The following is an 18,414-nucleotide window of genomic DNA, read 5'->3' on the forward strand; positions in this document are numbered from 1 at the left end:
TCACTCCTCTTAGCCGTTTCTTGTCAGCATATACGCTCGTACAGTGTTTAAATCGTCCAGTTCATTTTGTTCGATCATTTTCATATCGTGATAAAACTCTTCTTTTCTCGTTTCTTTGATCGATTGCCACGTTTTCTCTTCTCTTACTTTTGAAGCAAGGGTATCCTGTTGTTCGTTTACCTTATGTTCGACCTGACTCAGCTGTTTTCGCTTTTGTTCAAGCTGCTTTTCGAGATAAGCCATATGCTCTTCTTCTTTTAAAAGCTCGATGATCGGAAGGCCCTCTAACTGACGTTGTTCAAGTCGAAGTCGCTTGGAATGAATGTCTTCTTCAAGTTGATGTGCTTCCTGCTCGAGATCAACCTGTACTTTGAGCGACTCCGCCATTTCGAGCTGAGCCTGAGACTTTTCATTTTCTTTCACATCCAAAATTCGTTGAAATGGGAATTGAAAAGTTGCGATGGTTAGTCATCCTTTCCAAATCGAGATAGTAGCCGATCCTTACTTTCTTCAAATGAAGCCTGATCATCAATGCCCTGCTTTATATATTTTTCAATCTCTGGATGAATCGAGATTGCTTTATCGATGTTGCTGTTTGTACCGGCTTTATAGGCGCCTATGTTAATTAAATCTTCCGATGACACATAGACGGCAAGTAGCCGCTTAAACTCTTCTGCTGATTTCATATGTGCGGGCGTTACGATTTCTTTCATAACGCGACTGACGCTTTGCGGAACGTTAATAGCTGGATACTGCCCTTTTTGCGCGAGTTTTCGATCCAGAACGATGTGCCCATCCAAAATGCCTCGGACTGCATCTGCAATTGGCTCATTCATATCATCGCCATCAACGAGAACGGTGTAGAAAGCGGTAATCGATCCCGTTTCTGCCGTCCCTGATCGCTCTAATAATTTTGGCAACAGAGCAAAGACGCTTGGCGTGTAGCCTTTACTCGTCGGCGGTTCGCCAATCGCAAGACCTACTTCTCGCTGTGCCATCGCAAATCGGGTCACTGAGTCCATCATCAGCATGACGTTTTTTCCTTGATCCCGGAAAAATTCTGCAATTGACGTTGCCGTTAGTTTACCCTTAATCCGCTGTAGCGGCGGTTGATCCGATGTTGCTACAACGATAACGGATTTCTTTAAGCCCTCTTCACCAAGATCGCGTTCAATAAAATCTCTTACTTCACGTCCACGCTCACCGATGAGCGCAATGACGTTTACATCCGCTTCAGAGTTTCGTGCTGCCATACCCATTAACGTACTTTTTCCAACACCGCTTCCCGCAAAAATACCGATCCGCTGCCCCTGCCCAACTGTTAACAAACCATCAATCGCACGAACGCCAAGTTGAAAAGGCGTCGTAATCCGCGGTCTCGTCATCGGATTTGGCGGCTTTCGGTTTGTGGAAACGGCCTTTAATCCGCCTGGCAGATCTGTTTGATCAAGCGGCCTACCGCGTCCATCAAGAATCGCACCTAACAGTGAATAGCCGACCCTCACTTCAAGAGGCTGTCCTGTTGCCACCACGAGACACCCAGGGCCAATCTCCGATAAATCATGCATAGGCATAAGGAGAACACGATTTTCACGAAAGCCGACTACTTCCGCCTCGATTGGCTCCTTTAATGGCGCTGGGTACAAGTAGCAAAGCTCACCGATCTTCACTTCTGGTCCAAGCGATTCAATTGTCAATCCAATGACCTGCGTTACTTTTCCATATTTCTGAACGGTTTCGATTGCCTGAATTTGTGATAGATAAGGTTCAACGTTCATGCTCATCGATCGTACGCTCCTCAAACATTGCTAGTAGCTGCTTTTTCATTTCAGAAAGCTGGCTGTTAATTGAAATATCGTACGACCCACTTGGCGTATGTACGAGACCAGACCCAACTTCTAAATCGATCATCGGAACGAGTTTCAGATTTGCGTTAACATCCAACTGCTTTTCTAGCTCGTCCACCATCGGCATAACGTGTTGGTAATCTTCTGTCGACACTTGAAAAACGACTTCACCACGATCCTGCACTTTTTTCAGCGTATCCTGAACAATGCCAAGTAGCACTTCAGGACGTTGTTCTAATTCATTCATAATAATTTTTTTCGCAATGGCCGTGCTTAGTGAGAGAAGAAATGGCTCAGCGCTTTGAATTAATTCTTCTTTTTTGTCATAAGCGGCATTCACCATCTGTTCCATCTCTTTCTTTTGCTGATCGAACTCGAAATGAATTTGCTGCATGCCTGCTTCATATCCAGCCGCATACCCGCTTTCTTCCGCTTCTCGCACGGTTTTTTTCGTCATTTCCTGCCACTCGAGTTCTTTTTCCTGCTGCTTTTTCTCTAGATGGTGATGCACATTCGCTTCTTCTTCTCCAAGCCTCGTTCGAATCGTGTGATAGAGATCTTCAAGACGAATCATCATTTCAAGAAGCTGAGATTTCTTCTCTTCTATTGTCATTGTCCTCGTCGGAAGAATACGGCTTCGTTTTGGTTCTGTCACTGTTCTCTGTTCAAGCACCTTTGGAACGGCTCGCTTTTCGCCAGAGGTTTTTCGGATGACGTTAGACAATCAAATCATCTCCTCCGCCGCGCGCAATCATCACATCACCTGTTTCTTCAAGGTAGCGAATGACGGAAACGATCCGCGTCTGGGCTTCTTCCACTTCACGTAGTCGAAGAGGCCCCATTAATTCGATCTCTTCTTTTACCGTATCGACCCGGCGATTGGACATATTTCTGAAAATCGTATCCTTCACATCGTCACTTGCGACTTTCAACGCAATGGAGAGATCTTCATCCTTCACTTCGCTAATCACAAGGCGAATCGAGCGATCATCAAGCGTCACGATATCTTCAAATACAAACATCCGCTTTTTAATCTCTTCTGCTAGATTTGGATCATCTTTTTCAAGTGAACTTAAAATCGTTCGTTCTGTGCTTCGATCAACGCTGCTCAACACCTGAACAATCGCTTCCACTCCACCAGTAAATGTGTAGTCTTGAGAGCCCGTTGCGTTAAGTTTCCCTTCAATAATCGTCTCAAGCTGACTAATGACTTCTGGTGATGTGCTATCCATTAGTGCGATGCGGCGCGCAACATCCGCCTGACTTTCTTGCGGCAGCGAGGAAAGAATTTGAGACGATTGCTTTGCATCAAGATAGGAAAGAACAAGCGCAATCGTCTGCGGATGTTCCTGCTGTAAAATATTTAAAATTTGATCGGGATCCGCTTTTCGTGCAAACGCAAAAGGTTTTACTTTTAGGTTCGCTTTTAAGCGCGTCAAAATCTCTTCTGCCTTCTTCGGCCCAAGAGCCTGTTCAAGAACATGCCGTGCATATTCAATGCCACCGACTGCGATATAGTCTTTCGCTTTAACCATTTGAATAAACTCGTCTACAACGGCTTCACGCTCATCAGGTTCTACTTTTCGAAGTTCTGAGATCCCAAGCGCCAGCTGATCAATTTCTTTTTCCGATAAATGTTTAAAGGTTTGTACGGATAAGTCTGGTCCTAAAGAAGTAAGAAGGATTGCCGCTTTCTGAGTTCCCGTTAATTCTTCTGTCGTGCTCACCATCCAACCCCTCCTATTCTTCTTTCATCCATAGTCTTAGTAGTTTCACAAATTCTTCTGGATCATTTTTTGCAAGACTTTCAATCTCGTCTTTTCCGACAAGTGTCTCTGGCGTCAGATCGACTTCACGCTCTTCACGCGGTAAATAATGGTCTTCCGGAACGCTGTAAGATTCTTCAAACTCCATAAAGTCATCTTCATCTTTACCTCCACGGCGTCGGAATAATAGGAAAATTCCTCCTATAACAAGAACCCCTACTCCACCTGCAACGGTATAAAGTGACCAGGCCGGAACGCTATCCATCATCGTTGAAAAGATGCCTTCTGTTGGCTCTTCATAGTCGGCCCGTCCCTTAAATTCATTCGCAAATACCGAGATCCGCTCTTCAAGAGCCGCGTCATCAAGCGGAACTTCACTTTCACTTAACGAGGTACGGACAACATTTTTAAGGACAGTGCGAATATCTTCTATATCAGCTGCAGTTAACGTCGTGATATCATCAGCCACAGGTGGCTCTACACCAACGTTTATCGTAATATCATCAATGAGATAAGGACTTTCTTCGATCTCCTTATGAATGCGATTCACTTCACGGTTGATGCGGTCTTCTACTTTTTCATAAGAACCGTCACCCTGGGCATCCGGATCATCTGCGTTATAGTTTGGAATTTCGCCTTCATCTGTACCTGTTCCATCCTGAGCAGCTGCTTGATCGCCAGAATACGATTCCATAATTTTTTCAACGCTAATATCAATGCCTTCACCTGTTTCTTCATCGACAGGTTCAACAAGATCTTCGGTGCGTTTTTCTTTCGTAAAATCAACGCTAGCCATGACGGAGACAACCACTTTATCCTGACCGAGAATCATGCCAAGCATTTGTTGGAGTTCCTGCTGCATGTCTTTTTCAATGCCGTTACGAATATCTTCTTGCTGCTGGTAAGCGGATAAAGTTGTATCAACACCGCCGCTTTCTCCGTAATCAAAAGCAGTTCCGTTCTGATCCATGATGACAATGTTTTCGACAGGGAGATTCGGAACACTTTTACTTATAAGATGATAAAGGCCTGTAATTTGGCCCTGGTCAAGCTGAGCGCCAGGATCCCTCGTAAGGACGATCGAAGCAGAAGCTGTTTCACCTGTTTCATCAAGCCAAACACTTTCTGCTGGTAGGGTAATCATCACTTTTGATTCCTGAATACCGCCAATTTGCTCAATTAAATAACTCAATTCATTTTGCATCGCATCTCGCTCTACAACATCGAATTGGCGATCTGTCATCCCCATGCCCATATTTTCACTAAAGATGCTGTAGTTAACGTTACCGCTTTTTGGAATACCTTCAGCCGCTAGACTTACTTTTAAATCAGACGCCTGATCCTTCGGCACACTGATCGTTGTTCCGTCAGTGGAAACTTCTACGGGAATCCCCTTCTGCTCGATGGCCCCTTTGATTTCACCAGCTTCGGTCGGCGTTAAATTAGAATAAATCGGCGTTAAATTAGGTTTAGACATCCAAAAAACAAGGAATAGAAGTAGGAGAAGAGTGACGAGAAATGTCCCTCCAATCAGCCATTTCGTTTTTGTGGAATAACTTCCCCACGTTTCCTGCCAGCGACTTTTAAAGTTCAGTAGTTGTTGGTTCATCTTTTATCCATCCCTGATTGGCTACATTTGCATGCGCATGATTTCCTGGTATGATTCAATAACCTTATTTCTCACTTCAACTGTTAAATTGAGAGAAAGTGAGGCTTTTTGTGCTGCAAGCATGACTTCATGAACATCCTGAACTTCTCCAGTTACGAGCTTATTTGTCATTTCTTCCGATGCGACCTGATTATAGTTCACTTGTTTAATCGCATCCTGTAGCATTTGACCAAAATCAGCTGTTGCCTCTCCTGAAGAAACCTGAGACTTTGCCTGAGCTGGAAGTTGCTGAAGTGCACTAATTGTGTTCATATAATCCCCCTATGCTCGACATCTCTACTTTCCAAGCTCGAGCGCTTTCATATACATACTTTTTGTGGCGTTTAACGCCGTTACGTTTGCTTCATATGAACGTGAGGCTGACATAAGATCAACCATTTCCTTCACCATATCGACATTCGGCATCTCTACATACCCCTCTTCATTCGCATCGGGATGAGCGGGATTATAAACAAGCTTATTTGGCGCATTATCTTCTTGTATGTTTGATACCTTCACTCCAGTAGAAGACGATTCGTTCCCCATCGCCTTTTGGAGCTTGCTTTCAAACGAGTTTTCCTCTAGCTCTACTACTTTTCGCTTGTACGGTTGCCATTCACCATCAACAAGTTCTGAACGCGTTGTTTCGGCATTGGCGATATTGGAAGACACGACATCCATTCTAAGGCGATTTGCTGTTAACGCTGAAGCGCTCGAATTGAATCCATTAAATAAATTCATTCTCATTAGCTCCCTCGAATTGCGGTTTGTAAGTCACGGAATTGGCTGTTCGTCTTTTCAACCATCGCATTGTACCAAAGCTGGTTTTTCGCGAGCTCTGCCATTTCAACATCCATGTCAACATTGTTTCCATTCGATTGATTTACTGTACGTTGATCGGTCTTAACAACGGGATTTAATGAATTTTTTTCGTTACTAAAAGGGACGTGTTTGGGGTTTGATTTGTAGCTCTGCAGGTTCCTAGTAGCTTCCTGCAGGTTATCTTGAAATGAAACGGTTTGTCGTTTGTAATTAGGGGTATCAACATTTGATATATTTGACGTAATGGTTCGCTGTTGAACGGTTGACGCATTTAATGCTTGTTCAAGCGGTTTGATCGATTGAAAAACATTCACGAAGCTTTCCACACTCCTTGTATAAATGTGTTTTTATAGGTAAATATTGGTTTTAAATCCAAAAATGTACTCATTCGACATTTTTTTCGATATTGTTAGCATAGCATTGTCAAAAATAATAGTAAATGAGTGTTTTCACCTAAAAAACGACTTTTTTCACTTAATTTTCCCACATCTAAGCGGTATAATAGAGGTATAATTTTCTAAGTACACGTACGATCGTACTACGATGGGAGCGAAAAAATGTTTAAAGGCATGTATACAGCTACGTCCGGCATGATGGCAAGTGAGCGAAAGCAACAGTTCTTAACGAATAATCTCTCAAATGCTGAAACACCAGGCTTTAAGCAGGATGAAGCAACTTTCCGTTCCTTCCCTGAATACTTAATGAAAGAAAGAAATACGAATACGCCCCCTAACTCTTCCATTGGCACGCTCCAATCTGGCGTCTATACGCAAGAAGGCATTCCTAACTTTTCAAGCGGTTCTCTTAAAGAAACTAGCAAACAAACAGATTTGGCGCTTATCGATGAGAATCTCCCAATCGATGCAGAAAATAGTAAAAAAGGACTACTTCTATTTGGTGTTCGTCTTGAGGATAACGCGATTCGCTACACTAGAAATGGAAATTTCTCTGTCGATGAAGAGGGTTTTCTTTCGACAAGTGAAGGCGATCAAGTAATTGGCGAAGATCTTCAGCCGATTCAACTAACGAGCGACTCGTTCACTGTGACAGACGATGGCACGATTCTCGAGGAAAATGGCAACGAACAGCAGCTATGGATTGGCTATACCGATAACCCTACTAATCTCACTCAGCAAGGAAATGGCGTTTTTGCATGGGAAGGCGATGAAGCTGATGCGCCAATCAATATTCAAACAACTGATATCACCGAATATGCTGTAAAACAAGGCTACCTCGAAGGTTCGAACGTGGATATGACGACAACAATGACGGATATGCTGAACACGTATCGTTTATATGAAGCAAATCAGAAAGTATTACAAACGTACGATCAAAGCATCGACAAAGCCGTAAATGATGTCGGTCGCGTCTACTAGGAGGGTTACGATTGAATATACAAATGGCTACCGCATCTTCTTCACTTAGTCAGACACAAAAAAAGATGGATACGATCGCAAATAACATCGCAAACGTGAATACAGCAGGCTATAAAAGCCGAGAAGCGATGTTCCAGAATCTCTTAACCCAAACATATGCAAATCAAACTGGCGAAGCAACTGAGCCTGGAAGAGAAACGCCCGAAAACCTTCGCGTTGGTTTTGGATCAAAAGTTGGTTTAACGACTCTGCGAAATGAACAAGGATCTGCACAAGAGACCGGCCGTGATCTGGATATGATGCTTGAAGGAGAAAATGTTTATTTTCGCGTTCAAAATGGGGATGCCGTAAACTATACAAGAGACGGATCATTTGAGATACAGAATCAAAACGGAGCGTTTTCACTCGTAACAAGCCGTGGGAACGCGATTCTGGATACGAACGGCAATGCGATTACGTTTGATCGTAATCCATCCGAAATCAGCATCACTGAAGCCGGAGAACTGGTAGCGACGGATGCGAACGGCAATAACCAAACGTTTCAGCTCAGCATCGCCAAAATCGATCGCCCTCAATCCCTTGTGAACGTTGGAGGAAATGAATTTTCTCTTCAAGAGAATGATGAGCTTGAGCTTGTCGCGCTAGATGGAGAAGAATATAAAACAAGACAGGGCTACCTTGAAATGTCGAACGTGGATTTAACGAATGAAACAACGGAGATGATCTCCACACAGCGACTCCTCCAATTCCAAAGCCAGGCGATTAAAATGGCCGATGAAATGATGGGGCTTGCCAATACAATTAAAAGATAATTCGATAAACAAAATCCCTCTCGCATGAGAGGGATTTTGTTTATCTAAGAAAGTCTAATAGAGATGGCTGAATGATCTTCGCGCTTGCAGCAAGAGAAGCCTGGTAGACGCTTTCTTCGGTTTTAAGTTTCATGATGGCTTCGGCAAAATCCACATCATCATTTTTAGAAACAAGCGTTTGTATGGAAAGGTTTTCTTCTTTCAAGCGTTGATTCATCCCCTCCACTCTCGACTGCTTTGCGCCAAGGGTAGTCCAGCTGTTTAACACTTGCTCTTTACCAGTTTCAATCTGTTCCAGTGCACTGCTAACACCTTCCTGATCCCCACTCGCTAATGCGCTTGAAAGCTGATCAAGCGTCTTAAACAGGTTTACCTTCCCATCAAACACTTCTCCCGTAACGTTCATTTCAATCGTATTGCTAGAAGACATGCGCTGCATCAGTGGCTGGTTGTTATACGTTAGATCGCCATTCTCTGCAATTTGAATCGGTTGATCTGTTTTCTGTCCATTGAAGATGTACTTTCCATCAAACTTTGTATTGGCAATATCCTGAATCTCAGCGCGTAATTGTTCAATTTCTTTTGCAATCGTTTGCTGATCTTCTAGTGAGTTCGTTCCGTTCGACGCTTGTAAGCCTAGCTCATTTGCCCGCTGAAGTGCATTAGAGAGGCTGTTAAGGGCCTGGTCGGTTGTTTCCATCCAGGAAAGAGCATAATCAGTATTACGTTCATATTGCTCATTATCAGCTAGCTGAGAGGCCAGTTTCAAAGATTTCTGAACACCAATAGGGTCATCAGAAGGCGTATTGATCCTTTTCCCTGTCGAAACCTGTTCATTCGCTTTTTCATAGCGTGAGAGATTTTGCTGTAGCTGAGAGGTAATGTTTGAGCTAAGCATTTGCTGTGTAATTCTCATATGATGATCTCCTTTCTACTAAACGCCCATGCGATTAATAATGACGTCAAGAAGCTCATCGGTCGTGCTGACATAGCGAGCCGCTGCATTATAAGCATGTTGAAATTGAATGAGGTTCGACATCTCTTCATCAAGCGAGACGCCGCTTACTGACATCCGATTTTGATCAATCGACTTTAAGACGGCCTGGTGACTTTCCACAGATCGTTCCGAAGCCTGGGACTTTGCGCCAATTTTTGAAATAAGCATACCGTAAAAGTCGCTAACGCTAGCTTCTGCATTTACATTTGAATTTGCCACATCAAACGAAAGTGTTTCGTTTTTTAAATCGCTTATTGTAGTGGCAATATCGCCATTACTCACTTCACTATTAGTAGAAGAAGCAGCGATCGTAGCTGGATTGGCCTTTACTTCTTGATTCACACTGACTGTTTCAAGAAATGTATCGCCAGTCCCACTTGTATCAAACATCGCCTTTCCTTTTTGCATCGTACCGTTGCCATCTTTAACTAGTGAATCTCCAGTTGTCATAAGATTATTCATACCAGATCCATTAATGAGTTGATTAAACACTTCATTTAGATCACTTTGAAAATGATCTACTTCACTTAGCGACTGCTTCAGACCTTCAAGTTTTCCAGTATTTTGTGCGTTCAGTCCTGACATTTCATCCATTAAAAGGTCACGTCGGTCCTTTAACTCGTTCGCTTCAGGTTTTAACGCAATTTCTTTGTTTAAGCTATCAATCTGTGAAGAGATGGCATTGATCTGATCGTTCACAGCTGTCATTTGGTCATTCAAACTTTTAGATAGACTCGCTAACCCATCATTTAACGTTTTCCCCTGTGATAGCAGTTCGTCTGAACGTTCCACAAGAACTGCACGAGCCGCAAGACTGTCTGGGTTTGAAGCAAGATCTTCCCACGCTGAGAAGAAGCGATCGAGGGACGCACTTAGTCCGTTGCCTGGTTCCCTCGTCATTTCTTCGATTTGTTGAAGCGTTTCAAGCTTTGTCGAATCAGCTCCTAATTGACCATTTCGCTCGCGATACTGGCTGTCCAGATATTCAGAACGAACACGTTCGATCGATTCAACACTTACACCAGTCCCAAGCTGTGAGGATGAGCTACCAGTTTGATAAGGATACGGTATGGAAGACGTTGATTGCATATCCACTCGCTGCCTCGAATATCCCGGAGTATTCGCATTTGAGATATTATTTCCTGTTGTCGTAAGAGCCGTTTGTTGCGTGTAGAGACTTCTCTTACCGACTTCTAATCCATGAAACGTAGACGTCATTCAAATCCGTTCCTTTCTCAACCTGATCCCTCAGGCTTTCGTATCAAAATATCCTCGCGGTGTTTGCAGTGGCTTCTGGTTGGGCCTGCCGTAAGTGATCGATTGATTTGATGTGGTTAAATGACCAATCATATGATGGACAAATGCCATCCCATCCCTTAACAACTCTTCATTTACATCATTCATACGCTGAAGTTTTTCCGCTTTTTCTTTTAAATCAGCCGCTCGATTTTCAACCATTCGTTTAACAGGGGGACTTAACAAGCCTACAACGTCTTTAAGCGTTTGGTCTGTTCTACCTGCAAGCTTATGTGTAATCTGCTGCCGCTTCTCTTCACTACTACTAAGTTTTTGAAGAAGCTCCTTTTCTTTGTTCATGACTTCTGTCAATCGCTTTACGTCTCGTTCTATTAACGCTTCTTGTCTTTCTTCAGAAAGAACGATTAACTTCTCATGAAGACGAATCATTTCACCCATAACCTCTAAAAGTTCCTGTCCCATCGGGCCGCCTCCTGTTAAAACCACTGATCAAACAGCTTCTCAGCTGTCTTTTGACTGTCGACACGATACGTACCTTCTTCAATCTGCTTCTTGATGGCCGTTACTTTCGCTTCACGGTCTTGTTCGGTCTTCATGTCGTATAGTTCTCTCGCTTTGTTTGAAATTTGAAGCTCATCTTCTCGAGGAGCTTTTTTCACCTGCTCTACTTTCGTAACAGGATTATGCTTCTCGTAAGGGTTTACAATGGGTGGTGCTGATGGTTTATTAATATTCATATCCGGTCACCTCTTTCCGATAGTTTATCATACTACTCCTATTCTATTATTCGTACCCGAATTTGAGGATTATACCGTTATTATCGGAAATTTCTTGAAAAAAGTTAACCGCTTATTGAATTTTAAAGTCCGTGACGAGAACGCGTTCTACCTTTCCGTCATGCAGCACTTGATTCACTTCGTTTTTGATCGATTCTTCAAACGTTTTAAGACCTTCAGATCCTTTCAAATCTTCTTTTGTAAGACCGGCTAACGTTGAGATCACGATCGCTTTTAATTCGGGATTACGAACTTCAAGTTCTTTATAGCTCTTCTCATGATCAGCTAGCAAGTTCAGCTGCACAATCGCAAAATGATCTGATGATAAATTTGTTGTGAGTGGTTCCATCGTAAAGCTTCTTGCGGCAAGCTCTTCCGCTGTTGGTTCTTTCTCTTCCTGCGCCACCACTTTTTTTAAGTCAATATCGAGAAAAAACACGGCTGCAGCAGCCCCAGCCCCGACAATACCAAGAGCTGTTAGGAAGATTATTAGAATCCGTTTCATTCTTTCACCTCTTATTCTAGTTTTCTACGTTGTATGGAAGAATGAGCACTTCAACTCTGCGGTTCTTTGCCCTGCCTTCTTCCGTTTTGTTCGAATCGATCGGGCGATATTCCCCGTATCCTGTAAAACTAAATAACTTTGGATCAAGCTTCTTGTTATTCAATAGCTCTGTCATAAAATTAAGCGCGCGCTCAGAACTTAAGTGCCAATTCGATGGATACTGTGACGTTTTAATCGGGCGATCATCCGTATGACCGGTAACCGTAATCCGACGCGGTGGATCCGTAACGAGAAGATCTGAAATTTGCTTGGCCAGTGGCTTCGCATCTCCTGTTAACACGGCTTTTCCGCTTTGAAACAGCGCTGCTTCTTTTATCGTAATTAAAAGTCCTTCTTCCGTTAACTTCGTTTTTAAATAAGAGTCAAGATCTTGATCGGCGATATATTCATCAATACGACCCTGTAATTTCTGAAGCTTATTCTGATCCTGTTCCAACGCTTTTTCTTCCGGATCGTCCTCTTGTTCCTCTTCTTTTTCAGACTCATCCGTCATGCCTACAAAGGAACCATCTTCTGGGTCGAGCATGGCAGGTTCGCCTTCTAAAATTCCGGTGCCCCCACTTAGCACTTCTTGAAAGGATTGTGTAATGGCTTCATACTTTTTTACATCAACCGTGCTTGCCGCAAAAAGAACGATAAAAAGAGCAAGTAGAAGCGTTAACATATCGGCATATGGAATGAGCCAGCTTTCGTCGACGTGATCCTCATGCTCCTCATGTCTCTTCTTACGCATCAGCGCCTACTCCTTCTACCTCTGATTGACTTGATTTCTTTTCAGTGTCAAGGTTTCGTTCCTTACTTGGCAAGTAGACGAGAAGCTTGTCTTCTACCATGCGGGGCGATGCGCCTGACTGAACTGCCAGAAGACCTTCAAGCATAATCATTTTAATACGGGCCTCAGCGTTGGATTTACGCTTCAACTTATTTGCGAACGGATGCCAGAGAACGTAACCTGTGAAAATCCCAAAAAGCGTGGCGATAAACGCCGCCGCAATCGACTTTCCAAGGAGCTCCATATCACCTAGATGACTGAGTGCTGCAACAAGACCAACAACCGCTCCAAGAACACCGAGCGTCGGGGCATACGTACCAGCCTGAGTAAAGATCCCCGCTCCCATCCTGTGACGTTCTTTCATCGCTTCAATATCTTCTACTAAAATTTCCTCAATCGCTTCATGTGAATGACCATCAATCACCATTTGGAAGCCACCTTTTAGAAAATCATCATCAATCTCTTCAAGATTATTTTCAAGGGAAAGGAGGCCTTCACGACGAGCAACGGTTGCCCATTCACGAAACATCGGGATTAGCTCTTTTTCGGTAAGAAGCTTCTGATTGGAGAAGATAATTTTTAATAATGTTGGGAATTTCTTAATCTCGTTAAATGGAAATGCGATAAGTAGTGCTGCCGCTGTCCCAACAAAAATAATCACGAGGGCAGCGGGATTTAATAGAGCAGCCGGATTTGCACCTTTGAGAATTAATCCGCCAACTAGGACGAAAAAACCGAGGAGCACACCGAACAGAGATGTTTTTTCCATTGCTTTCACCCTCTTTGTTTAACTTACTTCTTGGCCTGTTCCATCGCTTGCTTCCACGTATTTCGAAACTCTTCCGCAAGGCCTTCGACTTCTTTTAAAATGCTCGTATCATTTTGAATATTCGCCGTTACAAGCTGTGAAATCATATACTCATAGAGCGCATCCATCGTTTGGGAGAGCTCCACCTCCATATTTAAGGACGAACGCAATTCATAAAGGATGTTTTGCGCTTTAATGATATTCGTGTTCTTCGCTTCCATATCGCCTTTTTCCATCGCGATATTGGACAAACGGATAAATTTGATACAGCCGTTATAGAGCATTAACGTTAATTCCTGAGGCGATGACGTTGCGACCGCATTAGTTTGATACATTTGATATGGATTTTTCATAGCCATAAAAATCCCTCCTATTTACGCTGATCGAAAAAGGCGCCGTCCGTATATGCAGCTGTCTTTGACTTATAATTATTAGATGCTGCTTTTCCTTGCTGGAAACGTCTCATTTGATCCGAAAAAGCTGAATAAAGCTCCGACAACTTAGGTTGAATCATTTCTTCAAGAGCGCTTAGCTGTTGTAATAGTCCTTGCTCATCTTCCGTCCAATCCTTGCCTTCTGTCTCCATCGCTTCGTCTAATAGTTTAATTGTTTCCTCACGACGTGTGATCATATGATTAATACCGTCAAGCTTTTCTGTACCATCTTCATTCATGGATGGATTGATTTCACCAAGTGATTTTGCAATTTGATTTGTCACCACATGCAGTTGATTTAACGCATCAATTCTTCTCATTTTACATCCCCCCAAGTAAGTTTTGTTGTACCCATGCACTTTGCTGATTAAGTTGACTCATCGCCGTTTCAAGCGCAGAGAACTGTTTCCAATACCGATCTTCAATCGTCACGAGCTTATCTTCCCAGTTTTCCATCTGTTCATCTAAATCTTTTAATCTCGTTGAAAGAAAGCTACTATCGACAAGCGTTCCTGGCGTACCTGCTTTTTTTCCTAGCTGATCGATCCCTTTGTTCACGGAATCGTAAAGACGATCGCCAATTCCATCTGTGCCGCTCGTAAACAGATTCATGACCTGATCTGGCTTTTGCTCCAGAGCACTTTTAAGTTTCGCTTCATCAATAAAGAGCTTGCCTCCATCCTGATAAGAACCGGTATTGATCCCAACTTGCGAAAGCATGCTAAGCTCACCTGCCGGAATTCCGCTAACCGGTGACATCCAGGCATTGCGGAGATCACTCACAATCCCTCGAACCGTCGCATCACTTTGAAGCATCCCACTCTTCGCCTTTTCTTCCCAAAGCTCAATCTCTTTCTCACTAAGGTCTTCTCTTTGTGCATCTGTGAGCGGTGGAAAATCGCGATTTCGCTTTTCAGTCAGCATCCCCTGCGCTTTATCAATGAACTCGTTGTATTTCTCAACAAAATTCTTAATCATGTCAAAAGGAGCCTGAACATCACTTTGAACCGAAACGGTGGAAGTCCCTTTTTGAACGAAATCAAGCTTTAGATTATTGATCGTTGTGGTATTCGTTTTCAAGTTATCAACAACAATCCCATCAAACGTCACAGAACCATACTTCCCTTGTGCAGTGTTGGCAGCGCCTCCGAGAATACGACTTTCTACCGTTGGATCACTGAATCCGAGCGAAAAGGACTCATCTCCGCCCATTGCTTTCGATGAAATGAAGAAGCGAGAGATCGTGTCATCGAAGCTTGCTCGTAAGCCAAGTGATTCACCAGTCGTACCATCTGTCGCACCGGCTATTTTTTCTGCGAGACTTTTAAATGTGTCTGACGCAGTGATCGTAATGGAAGCCGTTTGCCCTTTGCTATTTGTAAGCTGAAGCGTCGTATCCGCTTCACCTGTTTGAAGCAATTTATCTGTTCCCTTCGCCGCACTGCCCGCTTCGTTTTGAATGGCCTGTCCAGATGTAAACTTGGCGCTTTGAGCGAGTTCGTTAACGGTAACCGAATAAGAACCTGGGACAGAGGTAGATGTCGTTGTAGCAGTAACCGCTCCTGTGTTAGATGAAACGGTTTTAAAAGCATTGTAACCAGACTGCAACCGCATCGATGAAGCCATGCTTCGCATATCCGACATCATCGTATTTAATTCACGATAAGATTCCTTCTGCCATTCCATCGTTTGCTTCTTTTGAGACAATTTATCGAGCGGAATTCGCTCCGCCATCATGAGATCCTTTACCATCTGATCTGTATCCATCCCCGTCGCTAACCCGGAAATTCTCATGAACATCTCCTCCGTTCATACCTTCTATTGATACTATCGGCAGGGGGAGTGAATTGTTTAAGGTGTAAAAAGACCTAAAAAGAACCCTCCACAGAGAGTTCAACCAGTTAGATTTTCTGATCGACCATAAAGCCCAACAGCTCAGCCGTTGCCGCGTAGCGATCAAGGAACTTTTTTGAAGGGATTTCTTTAATGATTTCATCTGTCTTTGTGTCTATAATCTGGACGTAGTATTCGTTTAGTTTGTCGTGGAGTTGGAATTTGAGTGAGGTTTGAGATGGTTCGAGGTAGTTATTTAGGGAGTTGATGTGGTGCTCGACGATTTCTTTTGATAAAACTTTTTCTACTACCTCATGTTTTTCGACCGTCTTATTCATTTCAGTATTCTTTATTTGAGTTAATTTAGTTGGTCCAATAGGTGTGATTGAAACGTCTCTTAGTTCCATCAGCTACTCTCCAATTCCGTATCAATTTGTTTTAAAAAAGGTGGCCTTCAATTGAAGACCACCTTGTGAGTAAATTAACGTAGAAGTTGTAGTACAGCTTGTGGCTGTTGGTTGGCTTGCTTTGCCGCTGTTCCTTTCGGAGACAGAATAGACTATATCTTCACCTCTCGTGTTCGAAAGGGCCGGGCACTTCGAATGGCGTTTGCCACCCTACGGATTTCATCACCATAGCTTTCGCCTTAGATGGTTTATCCTAGTCGTTGAACCTTCTCCACTCTTTCGAGACAGGAGCTTGGCTGCTGATTATCCAATCTTGATTCTTTTCAACCCTTCACGCTCACCGTTTCCAGTCACGTTGTGGGGAATCAAGCTTCAGGAAGTTCCAACAATTCACCCGGTTATGCTCTTACCCGTTACCAGATAAGACGCCCTGTTCAATCAATTATCTTAGCAGCTGAAGCACTGCAGAAGAACTTTGATTAGCTTGAGCCAACATTGCTTGTGACGCCTGGTTAAGGATGTTGTTCTTAGTGAAGTCCATCATTTCTTTTGCCATGTCTACGTCGCGGACACGAGATTCAGCAGCAGTCAAGTTTTCAGAACTTGTGCCAAGATTATTGATAGTGTGTTCAAGTCGGTTTTGATAAGCTCCAATTTGAGAACGACCAGCACTTACGTCTTGGATAGCTGTTTCGATAGCTTGAAGAGAAGCATCAGCATCAGTGGATGTTGCAACAGATAAACCTGTCAAATCAGTTCCTACAATTTCAGTTAGGTTAATACCTTTTTTAGAAAAATCCATAACCATTGTCTCTGTAGTGTTAGCTCCAACCTGTAGAGTTATCTGCCCATCAGTAGCAGATCCGGAAGAAGCATCAAGGAGGTTTTGCTTGTTAAATGCAGTTCGAGTATTAATATTTCCTAGTTCTGAAGTAAGCTCATCTAATTCAGTTTGAATTGCGGCACGATCTTCACTAATGTTAGTATCATTAGTTGCCTGTACACTCAATTCACGCATACGCTGAAGAATAGAATGCGCTTCATTCAATCCACCTTCTGCTGTTTGCAATAGGCTTATTCCATCTTGAGCATTACGTGAAGCTTGATCAAGCCCACGAATTTGTGCGCGCATTTTTTCAGAAATTGAAAGCCCGGCTGCATCATCTGCTGCGTTATTGATTCTTAGTCCTGAAGAAAGTTTCTCCATGTTCTTAGATGCGTTCAATTGGTTCGCACCCATCTGATTGTACGTGTTCATTGCTGCTAAGTTGTGATTAATAATCATCCCTAAATCTACCTCCATGTAATTGGTTTTATCAAGAAAATCCACATCCGTTTGGACTTCCTAACACCACTATTATCGGCAGGCATTTTAGGATGTTTAATAGTTATCTGAAAAATATTTAGAAAAACTTGGATTTATCTCAAGCTCTAGCGATAATTATCGTTTTGCTTATAATTCAGGTTAAGAAGGATACACCTTCTCGGAGGACAAAAAAGAACCTCCGTCTTATGACTTCGGTCCCTTTGAACTGTTACTCTTCTGAAACTCCTTCAAATCCTCCAGGCTAAACTCCTGCATCGCCGCAAGCTTATTCTCTGACTGAATGGCTTCATACACTTCTTTTCGGTGGATGGCAATGTTCTTCGGCGCTTCTACACCAAGCTTAACGGTGTCACCATCAATGCTAATAATCTTAAGTTCAATTTCATCATTAATCACAATCGATTCGCCTTTTTTACGTCCAAGTACGAGCATTTACTCCGCCTCCTCTGTGTTCACTTGCTTTAAGAGAGGTTCTTTGATGCCATACTCCTGTTTTAAGACAAGTTGTTTTCCAGTATGTTTTTCGGTGTTAAATATAAGCGGTGCTTTTAAATTCATTGTCGCTTCTTTTAATGAACCCTGAACAGTAAGAATGGAAAGAACGAGCGCATGGGCTGGATCGGTTAAATTAAGCTGGGCAAGCGTGCTATCGTCAAGGTTTACTTCATAATTTGGATAAAAGGAAAACGGATCTGCGAGGAAAAAGCACAGGCCGCTTTCTTCTGTTGATTGTAAAAAGTAAAAAGGAGACTCATCATTGTCATCGGCGGGTAATAGACAGTAAGTTGTAAAGTGCTCAAGGCCAGGGATGCCACTTTCAAACGTGACGAGACGTTCTTCGGTGACGTCCATTTCTCCAAAGCGTGCAGTATGTAATTTCATAGCGATCTCCTTTGTTGATCAGTGTGTACCTTCATTATAAAGCCTATAGCGCTTTTTTCCATGGATAATTTGTTGTCTTTTTGAA

The 18,414-nt window shown here is 43.0% G+C and carries 24 protein-coding genes; 2 read left to right on the forward strand and 22 right to left on the reverse strand.

Annotation, left to right across the window (positions count from 1 at the left end; translation table 11 throughout):
• Positions 1-9: 9 nt before the first annotated feature.
• The 8 genes from ATG70_RS17175 to flgB are packed head-to-tail and all read right to left on the reverse strand — an operon-like array spanning position 10 to position 6,397.
• Positions 10-423: a flagellar export protein FliJ gene (locus ATG70_RS17175; RefSeq protein ID WP_098445468.1), complete on the reverse strand. Its 414-nt coding sequence runs from the start codon at positions 421-423 to the stop codon at positions 10-12.
• A gap of 41 nt (positions 424-464) precedes the next feature.
• The gene (fliI, locus tag ATG70_RS17180; protein ID WP_098445469.1) at positions 465-1,784 is read right to left on the reverse strand and encodes a flagellar protein export ATPase FliI; all 1,320 of its coding nucleotides are present in this window, start codon (positions 1,782-1,784) and stop codon (positions 465-467) included.
• Positions 1,768-2,571, reverse strand: a complete 804-nt coding sequence (locus ATG70_RS17185; protein WP_098445470.1) for a FliH/SctL family protein — start codon at positions 2,569-2,571, stop codon at positions 1,768-1,770. The genes fliI and ATG70_RS17185 overlap by 17 nt, the downstream gene beginning before the upstream one ends.
• Positions 2,564-3,577 (reverse strand): flagellar motor switch protein FliG, encoded by a 1,014-nt coding sequence (gene fliG, locus ATG70_RS17190; RefSeq protein ID WP_098445471.1) that lies wholly within the window; start codon positions 3,575-3,577, stop codon positions 2,564-2,566. The genes ATG70_RS17185 and fliG overlap by 8 nt, the downstream gene beginning before the upstream one ends.
• A 10-nt stretch (positions 3,578-3,587) precedes the next feature.
• A complete protein-coding gene (gene fliF, locus ATG70_RS17195; protein WP_098445472.1) occupies positions 3,588-5,222 on the reverse strand; it encodes a flagellar basal-body MS-ring/collar protein FliF in 1,635 nt (544 codons plus the stop codon).
• Between the two features lie 21 nt (positions 5,223-5,243).
• Complete coding sequence (fliE, locus tag ATG70_RS17200) at positions 5,244-5,534, reverse strand: flagellar hook-basal body complex protein FliE (protein WP_098445473.1); 291 nt, start codon at positions 5,532-5,534, stop codon at positions 5,244-5,246.
• Between the two features lie 24 nt (positions 5,535-5,558).
• Entirely contained in the window at positions 5,559-6,002 is a 444-nt protein-coding gene (gene flgC, locus ATG70_RS17205) for a flagellar basal body rod protein FlgC (RefSeq protein WP_098445474.1), read from the reverse strand.
• 5 nt (positions 6,003-6,007) lie between these two features.
• On the reverse strand, positions 6,008-6,397 hold the full coding sequence (gene flgB, locus ATG70_RS17210; protein ID WP_098445874.1) for a flagellar basal body rod protein FlgB: 390 nt from the start codon (positions 6,395-6,397) through the stop codon (positions 6,008-6,010).
• Positions 6,398-6,640: 243 nt separating this feature from the next.
• Here flgB and ATG70_RS17215 point away from each other — a divergent pair, with 243 nt between their 5' ends.
• Both ATG70_RS17215 and ATG70_RS17220 read left to right on the forward strand, forming a co-directional pair.
• Entirely contained in the window at positions 6,641-7,459 is an 819-nt protein-coding gene (locus ATG70_RS17215; RefSeq protein ID WP_098445475.1) for a flagellar hook-basal body protein, read from the forward strand.
• A gap of 11 nt (positions 7,460-7,470) precedes the next feature.
• Complete coding sequence (locus ATG70_RS17220) at positions 7,471-8,271, forward strand: flagellar hook-basal body protein (protein ID WP_098445476.1); 801 nt, start codon at positions 7,471-7,473, stop codon at positions 8,269-8,271.
• Between the two features lie 40 nt (positions 8,272-8,311).
• On the opposite strand, the gene flgL is transcribed toward ATG70_RS17220, so the two are convergent.
• The 14 genes from flgL to fliW form a co-directional block, all read right to left on the reverse strand.
• On the reverse strand, positions 8,312-9,187 hold the full coding sequence (flgL, locus tag ATG70_RS17225; protein WP_098445477.1) for a flagellar hook-associated protein FlgL: 876 nt from the start codon (positions 9,185-9,187) through the stop codon (positions 8,312-8,314).
• Positions 9,188-9,205: 18 nt separating this feature from the next.
• Complete coding sequence (gene flgK, locus ATG70_RS17230) at positions 9,206-10,486, reverse strand: flagellar hook-associated protein FlgK (RefSeq protein ID WP_098445478.1); 1,281 nt, start codon at positions 10,484-10,486, stop codon at positions 9,206-9,208.
• A gap of 30 nt (positions 10,487-10,516) precedes the next feature.
• Positions 10,517-10,987, reverse strand: a complete 471-nt coding sequence (locus ATG70_RS17235; protein ID WP_098445479.1) for a flagellar protein FlgN — start codon at positions 10,985-10,987, stop codon at positions 10,517-10,519.
• Positions 10,988-11,001: 14 nt separating this feature from the next.
• Positions 11,002-11,262 (reverse strand): flagellar biosynthesis anti-sigma factor FlgM, encoded by a 261-nt coding sequence (gene flgM, locus ATG70_RS17240; RefSeq protein WP_098445480.1) that lies wholly within the window; start codon positions 11,260-11,262, stop codon positions 11,002-11,004.
• A gap of 112 nt (positions 11,263-11,374) precedes the next feature.
• The gene (locus ATG70_RS17245; RefSeq protein WP_098445481.1) at positions 11,375-11,806 is read right to left on the reverse strand and encodes a flagellar basal body-associated FliL family protein; all 432 of its coding nucleotides are present in this window, start codon (positions 11,804-11,806) and stop codon (positions 11,375-11,377) included.
• Between the two features lie 16 nt (positions 11,807-11,822).
• Entirely contained in the window at positions 11,823-12,602 is a 780-nt protein-coding gene (motB, locus tag ATG70_RS17250) for a flagellar motor protein MotB (RefSeq protein WP_098445482.1), read from the reverse strand.
• Positions 12,592-13,407, reverse strand: coding sequence for a flagellar motor stator protein MotA (motA, locus tag ATG70_RS17255; RefSeq protein WP_098445483.1), 816 nt, complete (start codon positions 13,405-13,407; stop codon positions 12,592-12,594). The genes motB and motA overlap by 11 nt, the downstream gene beginning before the upstream one ends.
• A gap of 23 nt (positions 13,408-13,430) precedes the next feature.
• The gene (fliS, locus tag ATG70_RS17260; protein ID WP_098445484.1) at positions 13,431-13,805 is read right to left on the reverse strand and encodes a flagellar export chaperone FliS; all 375 of its coding nucleotides are present in this window, start codon (positions 13,803-13,805) and stop codon (positions 13,431-13,433) included.
• Between the two features lie 11 nt (positions 13,806-13,816).
• Complete coding sequence (locus ATG70_RS17265; protein WP_098445485.1) at positions 13,817-14,200, reverse strand: hypothetical protein; 384 nt, start codon at positions 14,198-14,200, stop codon at positions 13,817-13,819.
• A gap of 1 nt (position 14,201) precedes the next feature.
• On the reverse strand, positions 14,202-15,674 hold the full coding sequence (gene fliD / locus ATG70_RS17270) for a flagellar filament capping protein FliD (protein WP_098445486.1): 1,473 nt from the start codon (positions 15,672-15,674) through the stop codon (positions 14,202-14,204).
• A gap of 107 nt (positions 15,675-15,781) precedes the next feature.
• The gene (gene flaG, locus ATG70_RS17275) at positions 15,782-16,120 is read right to left on the reverse strand and encodes a flagellar protein FlaG (protein WP_098445487.1); all 339 of its coding nucleotides are present in this window, start codon (positions 16,118-16,120) and stop codon (positions 15,782-15,784) included.
• Between the two features lie 442 nt (positions 16,121-16,562).
• Entirely contained in the window at positions 16,563-17,405 is an 843-nt protein-coding gene (locus tag ATG70_RS17280; RefSeq protein ID WP_098445875.1) for a flagellin N-terminal helical domain-containing protein, read from the reverse strand.
• A gap of 225 nt (positions 17,406-17,630) precedes the next feature.
• Positions 17,631-17,879 (reverse strand): carbon storage regulator CsrA, encoded by a 249-nt coding sequence (gene csrA / locus ATG70_RS17285; protein WP_098445488.1) that lies wholly within the window; start codon positions 17,877-17,879, stop codon positions 17,631-17,633.
• Positions 17,880-18,329, reverse strand: coding sequence for a flagellar assembly protein FliW (gene fliW, locus ATG70_RS17290; protein ID WP_098445489.1), 450 nt, complete (start codon positions 18,327-18,329; stop codon positions 17,880-17,882).
• Positions 18,330-18,414: the final 85 nt, after the last annotated feature.

This window comes from Bacillus sp. es.036 (genome assembly GCF_002563635.1).
In the GTDB taxonomy this organism is placed as follows: Bacteria; Bacillota; Bacilli; order Bacillales; family Guptibacillaceae; genus Guptibacillus.

Bases quoted from the DNA above. Each gene is read 5' to 3' on its own strand.
- flgK (WP_098445478.1), bottom strand. From the start codon at position 10,486: ATGACGTCTACGTTTCATGGATTAGAAGTCGGTAAGAGAAGTCTCTAC.
- motA (WP_098445483.1), bottom strand. From the start codon at position 13,407: ATGGAAAAAACATCTCTGTTCGGTGTGCTCCTCGGTTTTTTCGTCCTA.
- ATG70_RS17245 (WP_098445481.1), bottom strand. From the start codon at position 11,806: ATGAAACGGATTCTAATAATCTTCCTAACAGCTCTTGGTATTGTCGGG.
- flgL (WP_098445477.1), bottom strand. From the start codon at position 9,187: ATGAGAATTACACAGCAAATGCTTAGCTCAAACATTACCTCTCAGCTA.
- fliG (WP_098445471.1), bottom strand. From the start codon at position 3,577: ATGGTGAGCACGACAGAAGAATTAACGGGAACTCAGAAAGCGGCAATC.
- flaG (WP_098445487.1), bottom strand. From the start codon at position 16,120: ATGGAACTAAGAGACGTTTCAATCACACCTATTGGACCAACTAAATTA.
- ATG70_RS17265 (WP_098445485.1), bottom strand. From the start codon at position 14,200: ATGAGAAGAATTGATGCGTTAAATCAACTGCATGTGGTGACAAATCAA.
- csrA (WP_098445488.1), bottom strand. From the start codon at position 17,879: ATGCTCGTACTTGGACGTAAAAAAGGCGAATCGATTGTGATTAATGAT.
- fliE (WP_098445473.1), bottom strand. From the start codon at position 5,534: ATGAACACAATTAGTGCACTTCAGCAACTTCCAGCTCAGGCAAAGTCT.
- ATG70_RS17235 (WP_098445479.1), bottom strand. From the start codon at position 10,987: ATGGGACAGGAACTTTTAGAGGTTATGGGTGAAATGATTCGTCTTCAT.
- ATG70_RS17280 (WP_098445875.1), bottom strand. From the start codon at position 17,405: ATGATTATTAATCACAACTTAGCAGCAATGAACACGTACAATCAGATG.
- fliI (WP_098445469.1), bottom strand. From the start codon at position 1,784: ATGAGCATGAACGTTGAACCTTATCTATCACAAATTCAGGCAATCGAA.
- fliW (WP_098445489.1), bottom strand. From the start codon at position 18,329: ATGAAATTACATACTGCACGCTTTGGAGAAATGGACGTCACCGAAGAA.
- fliS (WP_098445484.1), bottom strand. From the start codon at position 13,805: ATGGCTATGAAAAATCCATATCAAATGTATCAAACTAATGCGGTCGCA.
- ATG70_RS17215 (WP_098445475.1), top strand. From the start codon at position 6,641: ATGTTTAAAGGCATGTATACAGCTACGTCCGGCATGATGGCAAGTGAG.
- flgC (WP_098445474.1), bottom strand. From the start codon at position 6,002: ATGAATTTATTTAATGGATTCAATTCGAGCGCTTCAGCGTTAACAGCA.
- fliF (WP_098445472.1), bottom strand. From the start codon at position 5,222: ATGAACCAACAACTACTGAACTTTAAAAGTCGCTGGCAGGAAACGTGG.
- flgM (WP_098445480.1), bottom strand. From the start codon at position 11,262: ATGAATATTAATAAACCATCAGCACCACCCATTGTAAACCCTTACGAG.
- fliD (WP_098445486.1), bottom strand. From the start codon at position 15,674: ATGAGAATTTCCGGGTTAGCGACGGGGATGGATACAGATCAGATGGTA.